This window comes from bacterium, assembly GCA_016786595.1.
Classification (GTDB): domain Bacteria; phylum Bdellovibrionota_C; class UBA2361; order SZUA-149; family JAEUWB01; genus JAEUWB01.
The window spans coordinates 1-8,818 of record JAEUWB010000008.1; the positions used below are offsets into that span (position 1 = coordinate 1).

Below are 8,818 nucleotides of genomic sequence, written 5' to 3' on the forward strand. Positions count from 1 at the left end.
AGCAGAAACACCGTTACGAAGATCTGATTCAGCACGAGCATCAAATGAACGTTTCTTATATGCAGCAAATTGCGGAATCGCAATCGCAGCTAGAATACCAATGATCGCAACAACCACTAGTAATTCAATCAATGTAAAACCTTTTTGGCTTTTCATGTTAGTTAACACTCCTATTCTTTCTTCCTGTTAGTAATGAAACACACTAGGCCCTGTATAATACAAACCCTAGCATGCTCCTAGACAGCAATTTAGATGCCAAGTTTATTGAGTCAGACGCAGAAAACATAATGCTAGTAATATCAGGGGGTTATGGGCAATTTTGTTCTGCTGGTGGTGATAAAAAATGTCAGAAATATGCAGTAAAAATCACCAGGTGACAATTTTTTTACTAGGAAAGGAGGGGGCCTTTTGAGTGCGTCAGTAGCAACTCACTATTTGCGCTAGATAGACTAGATTGAATTCTGAGCGCTATACCCACGGCCATAAGTTAAGGGAAGCAGGTAAGTCCTCGTCATTTCGAGCCCTTCGGCCCACTCAGGATAAACTCCACGAAGTGTAGTCGAGAAATCTCCAAATTCTTCAAGAAATACACTTGGAGATCTCTCCACTTCGCCCTGAGTAAACTCAGGACTTCGGTCGAGATGACGGCCTTATAATCCTTAACTTAATGGCCGTGGCGCTCTACCGGAAAGCGCTAACGCGATGTTATTCAGTTTCTGCCCCTGATGAGGAAACAGTGTAGGTGAAATTAGAGTAACTATATTCTTTAAAATTAGTAAAAATCGGTTGATAGCGCTTCAAGAAGGTTTTGCTGCCAGATAGATCCATGTGTAGGTAAGAGTTTGTTCCTGTAGCAGTTAGAGTGTAAGCGGTAGCAACTGAACCATAAAAATCCCCATTATCACCGCTAATTGTGACGCTAGCATTTGGGGCTATAATATGGCCGGCATAAACTGAATCTGTTTGAACAGTTAGGGCACTTGCTCCCATGTAATGTAGCATGAATCTATAGGGTTGAGCTGTGTTATTGATTCGGGATCCATTGATTGTGTTACCTGTGATTGTTGAAACATAAAGATGCACTTTCTTTCCCGCAGGAGGTGCTATGACAATTGTTCCTCCAGGATCTAGGGTCAAGGTTTGGAAGAAGTAAGATTTATCACTGTTTAGAGTTAATACCCCTCCAGCATTGACCGTTACGGAGGTCCAACACCTTTGGGCGGCCGTGTTCTCTGTTGGAGATAAAGTTGTTGCCCCGCTTACAACAACAGCTGCTTGGTGGGACGAACAGTAGAGATTCCAGTTACTATAACTCGCAAGTGGCTGGAAAAATCGATCGCAATCAGAATGATTTGTGCATTTATAAGCTAGCTGGCTACAAGTTAAGTCTGTACAGGCTCGCCCGGCTGTCCCGCCATCGGGATCGAGCACGCTGCCACCGCCACTATAAATGTTTCCCAAGATAATATTTGCGCTGCCAATTTGCGCTTGTGTATCTTTAGTGCCGACTGTGCATGAACTGGATTTATTCGTAATAGAGTATGCGCCCAAATCGGATTGATAGGAGTCGCAATTGCGGCGTGTAATAAATCCCGCTTTACCATAAAAACCCACGGCATCGTCATACTTTGCTATCCCTCGCATTTGACTGATTAATCTTGTTCCGCCCGCTCCGCCCAGGGAGGCATCGAGCTGCCAGATCGGTTCGTAATCTGTGTGAGGCAGTCCTGTAGCAGTTCCAACCGGGTCACCGTAGTCGCGATAGGTGTCAAGTATCACGGCATCTAAGAGCGTGACGCGAGCGTAGACACTATTAAAATCAATTGCAGATCTGAAAGTTGATGTTGGTGTTGCTGTATCATTATTGGTAGTTTCAGGGGCATTAAGATTCGGCAAAGAGTTACTCCCCATCAAGTCGTCACTTGTCAGCATGGCAGAATTGGTCGTGCCTTGCAGCTTTACTAGAGTAGGGGTGACAGCTGTTGAGGAAACAATTGTGCGTGTTTGTGAGCCGCTTGGGCCATAAGCTCCAGTATCATTACTCCCCACACTAGCAGTAGTGCGCTTAAAAACATTATAGAAATGCCATTTGCTGAAGTAGTAAGCCTGCGCTTCATCATTATATGCATTCGCGAGCCACCAGTAATCGTGAAACCAATCTTTGACCTTAGTAAAAGTATCTTCGACTTTGTAGTAGTTTGCTGCACGCTTTCGCTCTGCATAGAGTGTTCTGGTGAATGACTGAGTTTTTGTTAGAGCTTGTGCAACCATCAGGCCACCGAGGGCAAGTAATAGCGTAGCGATAATCAAAACATAGCCGCTTTCGTTACTTCTCTGAGGGCGTCTGACATGACCTGATGCTTTTAAAATAGTTCGCATATTAACTGCCATAAGGTCTAATAGTTCTTAAGTTTCTAGGAAAGACATATCGAGTAACTTCCGCAGTATATGTATCTCCATTAGAGAGCGGGCGCGGGGAATCAACCGTTACTGTGAAGCGAATCGTCATTAAATCATTGGCTAATTTTGCGGCTGTCAGGGGCAGGGCGATTTCTGCACCGACTTCATCTGTAGGGCCAACCGTTTTATCGTAATATTTTATCTCCAGTGAACTATTTGGTGCCAAGACAACTGTCGCTGTGTCACGGAAACTTGCTTTGGAAACACTTCTGGTGATCCCTAAAGTTGGATTACTGCCGTCGTAGACAATATCCTGGACAGGGTCAATTGTGCTACCGATCGGAAAAATTTGTGCAGGGGAGGTTTTTCTCACCATTGAGCTACGCTTTAAGGTTAATTGGCCGATTACGCCACCAACGATATCTTCAATCTGTGCGTACATGCCATTCTCTGGATAGTCTGAACCACTGAGTTTGCTCGAAAGATAAACATACTCACCGATGAAAAACTGACTACTATCAGCTACTGTCACGATGTTTGGAACTGGACAGAGAGCACACATCAGGATTGGAGCATAGAGTACTTTGAGAAATGATCCCTTACCTGTAACGTTACGCCGAAAAGTTATTTTACTCGCATCGGATGAAGTGTAGCCACCGCCAGCTGTCACAATAATCGGCTCTGGAACGTTACCTAAATCTCCATCTCCAATTGCAAAATAATCTTGTCCCAAAGGCATTCCAGCGCCTGCGCCACGAAGCTCGTAAACCATTAATTCAGCAATGCTTCTTGCTGTTTCCTCGGTTTCGATCACGGTTCTGTTGTCACGCACGCGCCTACCTGTATCGATGAAGCTTGCCAGCGTTCCACCGACAATAATCCCGCCGATCATTAGCGTAACAAGTAAATCAAGCAGTGATTGCCCAGAGTGATTTAAATCCAGTGATTTGCTATGCTTAAAAAACATCTATGTTACTTATTGTCCGACCCAGGGAATAGTAAACGTGTCTCTAGTCATAACATGCGTGGTCGAACCGGCCTCTCTGGCAGTGACTCGTATTACAGTTCGCGGATAGGGGTCACTAGAGGCATCAAAAATTTCGGGGCTCCAGACTACATCGTACTGCCTAGTGCCGACCGTCTCTTCAGACTCTTGTTCCATGCCAATATAGTCAGCGACGTCATAATACCAGCCATTAATGGCGGATGTTTGTTCGATTTTGTTGGTGAGAATCTGGTAGAGGATGTGAGAGCGGAGCTCTCGTTCTGATTGCGCAAACGAGGTGACAACGCTTTTTGTAAGCGTCATTGCCGTTACTGAAAGAATTGTAACTGACACTAAAGCTTCAACGACAGATAAGCCACGCTGATTTTTAAATGCACTTTTCATAATTAAATTAAAGAAAGTATTTATTCTTTTTTACCCCCTCCCTTAATAATGCCTGTCGAGGTTGTAGAGGTGCTGGAGCTCGAAGAAGAGCTGGAAGAACTGCTGCTGGAGCTCGAAGAGCTTGAGCTTGAAGGTATAGGCACCGCTTCCTCCTCGCCTTCAACTTCTCCGCTTGAAGTAGTACCGCTTGTGCTTGTTGTACCAGAAGTTGATCCACTTGTCGAAGTTGAACCGCTGGAAGTACTGCCAGATGTCGAAGTTGAGCCACTTGAAGTGCTGCCAGAGGAACTGGCATTGCCACTAGTGCTTGAACTTCCAGCCGCTGCTCCATATTGCATTTGTCCCGTAGGGTAAATCGTATAATCGCCATATTTAGTAGCGCTGGCGATGCGGTAGTCAGAGCCAAAACCAGAATAAACTGAAAGTACTTTGGAGGTTATACCCATTGGCACTGTAGAGTAAGTAGTTGTTCCAATTCCTACAGCAGAGATAATTGCATCCCCGCCTGCAGGAGTCACAAGGAATCCACGAGTATCAAATACTAGCTGTAAGGGGGTAGGGTTATCGGTTGTTTCTGTATTTGAACATTCTGAATTGTCAGGTAGGCAATATGGGCCAGAGCTATAGCTTGATACTCCCGCGATTGGCTCAACAACAGCTAAGGTTCCTTTAGGGAGATGGCGTACCGCAACGATTTCGTTGATTTGAGCAGGAACACTGAACGCGCCATTCATGAGGCCAATATAATAGCGCTTACCTGACCATGCAAATTGCATCACTCCAATCGCACCACGTTCTGTGGCAAGTTGTCTTGTTAGTGCAATATCAGACTGGAGCTGTGAGATTGCTGCATAGCGCGCAAAGGATAGTCGCATTTCTGGATATTTTTGTATTGCAATGGTGCTGATTACCATCACAATTAAAAGTGTAATTACCAGTTCTAAAATAGTAAACGCAGACGCATTTAAGGCGTTACGTCTAATACGCTGAATATCGCTACACATAGAATGACCTCACACCAATAGAATGTCGACGCAAATAGTAATTAAGATTAGATATTGGAACGCAGGTTTTCATAACTACTTAACCCAGCTCTTGGAAACTTGTAGACCTAACTACTAGTTTCACTGATCTTCTAGTTCAGAAGCAAGCCCATATTTCTTAAGCCTGTAGCGCAGCGACCTAAAATTTAAGCCCAAAAGCTCTGCTGCATGCTTTTTAATGCCGCCAGTTTGGTCTAACGCTTGCTTAAGTAGCGCCTGCTCGATCTTGGCAAGCTCGGCCTCAAGATCAAGAGGCAACGTAAGTAACTCAGATTCCAAAGCATTTTCTTTGCCCGCTAGAGCGACATTTAAGTCTGGAGGTAAGTGCTCGGGGAGTATTGCGTCTCCTCCAAACACTAGCGCCCGCTCGATAATATTTTCTAACTCTCTGATATTTCCTGGGAAACCATGGCGCATTAGTAGTTCTAAGGCTTTTGGTGAGATTTGCACCCGGGAACCATGTCCTGAACGGTGATGACGGTGGATAAAGTGGGTGACTAACGCTGGAATGTCTTCTTTACGCTCACGTAGCGCGGGAATCATAATTTCTACAACATTGAGGCGATAAAACAAATCTTCACGGAATTTGTTCTCAGCTATAGCTTTTCTCAAGTCTTTATTGGTTGCAGCAATAATGCGCACATCGATTGCAATATCATTTAAACCGCCAACTGGTCTGACCTTACGTTCTTGTAATACACGTAACAACTTGGTTTGCATCGACATTGGGAGTTCGCCGATTTCGTCTAAAAATACGGTTCCGCCTTCGGCTTGCCTAAGTAGGCCAATGCTGTCGTTAATTGCTCCTGTGAAGGAGCCTTTTTTGTGCCCAAAAAGTTCGCTCTCTAATAAGTTCTCAGGCATGGCTCCACAGTTAATGGCAACAAATGGCTTGCGCCCACGTTCACTGCAAGTATGAATCGTTCGTGCAACTACTTCTTTGCCGGTTCCGCTTTCGCCTGTGACTAGCGCTGAGGCATCAGATGTAGCTACGCGTTGGACTAATTCTAGTACGGATTTCATTTGTGAACTTTCAGCTACCAAGGCTGGAACCGCATCTTCGAGAGCCTTGACATCCATATGCGAAGCTTCAGCAATTAGGCGAGTAACTTTTTCATGTAATGAAAGTTGACGCGCCATGTTCCTAAGCTCGCTGACGTCGCGTAGTAGAATTGTCGACCCAATTTCTTCGCCTTTGGGACTCGTTAGTGGCTTGGTTTCAAAATAAATGAATTTCTCTTCTGCGCTAGGGTCAGCGCTGATTGAGAATTCGCCAACTTCTTTTAGATCGCCAGTTTCGCTTTTTAAATTTGCGTTACTGAGTTCAGTGAAAACAGTGTTTAAGTTTGCGCCGACAAGTTCACTGCGAGTGTCGTCAGAAATTCCCAGGACTGCCGCCGCCGCGCGGTTAATATTGGTAATCATTTCTGTGAGATCGACCGTAATCATGCCATCCGGAAGATCGTTAAAGAGTTGTTCCTTTTTCCAACTCAATTCTTGCGCAAGTTCGCGGTGCTCTTCAGCCTCAGTTTCTGCAGAGTCGGCGCGTTTGGAGAGAAATGTTGCTCCGCAACCAACTACGACGAGGCCAGTATAGACCGTTAAAAAGTGTAAAACAGAAGGTTGAATTAAATTGCCCGAGATAATACCAGCGGCAATCAGACCATAACATATGCCCGACAAGGATGCCGCAAGTAGTGCACCTGTATATGATAGTGCATACGCGCCGCCAAAGACTGAGAGTAGGTATAAGAAAAATAGCGGACTAATTGCGCCGCCAGTATAGCTGATGGCAACTGTGGAAAGTGCTACATCTAGGGAAATTTGCATTAAAGCAACAGGAACTAAATTCTGTGCTAAGCGAACGACAATCGCATTTGCTAGTGATACAAAATAGATCAAAGCAATCAGTCGGAAACTTGCATCAGAGACATGCGCGACTCCTTCTTCGCTGGTGAACGACCAAGAGGTGGCACTTAATAAGAGCGATAAGACTGTCACTCGCACAAGCAGCATTGTTTGTAAGTGCTGAAATAGTTCAGACTTAAAACGTAGCCCAAGTGGCTCGAGAAATATTGCTCTTAGAGTGCGCATTAGACCACTGAACCCATTTTAAAGATTGGTAGATACATCGCGATTACGAGTCCGCCGACTAAGGTTCCAAGTACGAGGATCATGATCGGCTCGATTAATTGTTTCAAGGCTGCTACAGCATTATCGACTTCATCTTCATAGAAGTCGGCAATTTTCTTAAGCATCGCATCAAGTGCACCGGTTTGTTCTCCTACCGTAATCATTTGCACCGTCATTGCCGGGAAAATTTTGGATGAGGCAAGCGGTTCAGCCATAGGTCGACCTTCACTAATCGCAAGACGCACGTTCATGATTTCTTTTTCCACGACCTTGTGCCCAGCTGTTCGCGCGCAAATCTGCAATCCTGATAGAATGGGAACACCAGAGCTAATCATCGTTCCAAGTGTGCGTGTAAAGCGTGCCACTGCGACTTTGCGAATTAACTCACCGAAGACTGGAAGCTTGAGATAGATTGGGTGTAAAACTTCTTTGCCGCGATCAGATTTAGCAAAGCGCTTAAACATAAAAAGGAATAAAAATAAACTACCAAAAATCGCAGGGATGTTATTCACGAATAGATTTGATAGGGCGATTACGAAACGCGTTGGCGCTGGTAATGTTCCACCAAAGTCAGCAAATACTTCAGCAAATGTCGGAATTACGAAAATCATCAAGACTGAAGTTACGACGCCAGCAGCGGCGACAACCACTGCGGGATAAATCATCGCGCTCTTTACGCTACGGCGAAGCTTATCGGCTTTTTCGAGATATTCAGCGAGACGCTCGAGAATAATATCCAAGATACCACCAGTTTCTCCGGCTGCAACCATGTTGGTGAAAAGTTCGTCAAAAGCCTTAGGGTGTCGACGCATGCCATCGGCAAGTGAACCACCTTCTTGAACGAAGTCTCGAATATCAAGCAGGATTTTTTTCATTAATGGGTTTTCATGTTGTTTCCCTAATGAATCTAAACCTTGCACCAGCGGTAAGCCCGCATCAATCATCGTTGCAAATTGGCGCGTGAAAATCGCAATGTCACGTACTTTTGCTTTTGGACCAAAGCCAGGAACCTTGATTTCTTTCTGTAATCCGCCCCCTTTGGGCATGATCTTTTTTGCATTGGGATTAATTTGCTGTGCGCGTAGTGCGTTAAAGACAGCCTGAGAATTAATGGCCTCCATTTCGCCCTTAACTCGCTTGCCCGCCGCAGTTGTGCCTTCCCATATAAAGACTGGCATATATTAATCTCCTTAAAATTAGTTATCAGCTACTGTTACGCGTAAGACTTCTTCAATCGTAGTTACGCCAAGTTTTAGAAAATTCAATCCAGAACGTCGTAGTGTCATCATTCCACCACGAATCGCTTCACGTTTAATTTCTGCGGCAGAGGCTCCGTTGAGAACGAATTCCTTGAGTTCTTCAGTCATGGCCATACATTCATAAAGCGCTACGCGACCTTTATAGCCAGTGCCGCTACACTTTTGACAGCCTGAGCCATGCATTACTTTGAAAGTGTCAATTTCAGCAGGAGTCAAGCCAACTCCCAGCAGGACTTCCGGCTTTACTTCCATTTCCTGTTTGCAACCTTCGCAAACGCGACGTGCAAGACGCTGCGCCACCACAATATTAATCGATGAAGCAACAAGGAATGGTTCAACACCCATGTTGAGTAAGCGGTTAATTGTTGCTGGGGCATCGTTAGTGTGCAGAGTTGAGAGCACTAAGTGTCCAGTTAACGAAGCTTTAATGGCAATTTCTGCAGTTTCATAGTCTCGAATTTCACCGACCATGATAATATCTGGATCCTGACGTAGGAAAGAACGCAGTGCCGCTGCAAAGTTTAATCCAATATCGTCGTGCATTTGCACTTGGTTAATACCTAGTAAGTTAAACTCTACCGGGTCTTCAGCTG

The 8,818-nt window shown here is 45.0% G+C and carries 8 protein-coding genes; all 8 read right to left on the bottom strand.

Features of this window, described 5'->3' with window-relative positions; all coding sequences use genetic code 11:
- Positions 1–156, bottom strand: a 156-nt coding sequence (locus JNK13_02305) for a prepilin-type N-terminal cleavage/methylation domain-containing protein (protein ID MBL7661562.1), incomplete at its 3' end; no start/stop codon positions are given.
- Positions 157–705: 549 nt separating this feature from the next.
- On the bottom strand, positions 706–2,379 hold the full coding sequence (locus tag JNK13_02310; protein MBL7661563.1) for a hypothetical protein: 1,674 nt from the start codon (positions 2,377–2,379) through the stop codon (positions 706–708).
- 1 nt (position 2,380) lies between these two features.
- Positions 2,381–3,367, bottom strand: coding sequence for a hypothetical protein (locus JNK13_02315; GenBank protein ID MBL7661564.1), 987 nt, complete (start codon positions 3,365–3,367; stop codon positions 2,381–2,383).
- A gap of 9 nt (positions 3,368–3,376) precedes the next feature.
- Positions 3,377–3,790 (bottom strand): hypothetical protein, encoded by a 414-nt coding sequence (locus tag JNK13_02320; protein MBL7661565.1) that lies wholly within the window; start codon positions 3,788–3,790, stop codon positions 3,377–3,379.
- Between the two features lie 20 nt (positions 3,791–3,810).
- Positions 3,811–4,794 carry a hypothetical protein gene (locus JNK13_02325; protein ID MBL7661566.1) on the bottom strand — a complete coding sequence of 328 codons (984 nt, stop codon included), beginning with the start codon at positions 4,792–4,794 and terminating at the stop codon, positions 3,811–3,813.
- A gap of 120 nt (positions 4,795–4,914) precedes the next feature.
- Positions 4,915–6,927, bottom strand: coding sequence for a sigma 54-interacting transcriptional regulator (locus JNK13_02330; protein MBL7661567.1), 2,013 nt, complete (start codon positions 6,925–6,927; stop codon positions 4,915–4,917).
- Positions 6,927–8,144 (bottom strand): type II secretion system F family protein, encoded by a 1,218-nt coding sequence (locus tag JNK13_02335; GenBank protein MBL7661568.1) that lies wholly within the window; start codon positions 8,142–8,144, stop codon positions 6,927–6,929. The genes JNK13_02330 and JNK13_02335 overlap by 1 nt, the downstream gene beginning before the upstream one ends.
- Positions 8,145–8,162: 18 nt before the next feature.
- Positions 8,163–8,818: Flp pilus assembly complex ATPase component TadA (gene tadA, locus JNK13_02340; GenBank protein ID MBL7661569.1), on the bottom strand; the 656-nt coding region annotated here is incomplete at its 5' end.

Coding starts and splice junctions, on each gene's coding strand:
- JNK13_02310 (MBL7661563.1), bottom strand. CDS start 2,379: ATGCGAACTATTTTAAAAGCATCAGGTCATGTCAGACGCCCTCAGAGA.
- JNK13_02315 (MBL7661564.1), bottom strand. CDS start 3,367: ATGTTTTTTAAGCATAGCAAATCACTGGATTTAAATCACTCTGGGCAA.
- JNK13_02320 (MBL7661565.1), bottom strand. CDS start 3,790: ATGAAAAGTGCATTTAAAAATCAGCGTGGCTTATCTGTCGTTGAAGCT.
- JNK13_02325 (MBL7661566.1), bottom strand. CDS start 4,794: ATGTGTAGCGATATTCAGCGTATTAGACGTAACGCCTTAAATGCGTCT.
- JNK13_02330 (MBL7661567.1), bottom strand. CDS start 6,927: ATGCGCACTCTAAGAGCAATATTTCTCGAGCCACTTGGGCTACGTTTT.
- JNK13_02335 (MBL7661568.1), bottom strand. CDS start 8,144: ATGCCAGTCTTTATATGGGAAGGCACAACTGCGGCGGGCAAGCGAGTT.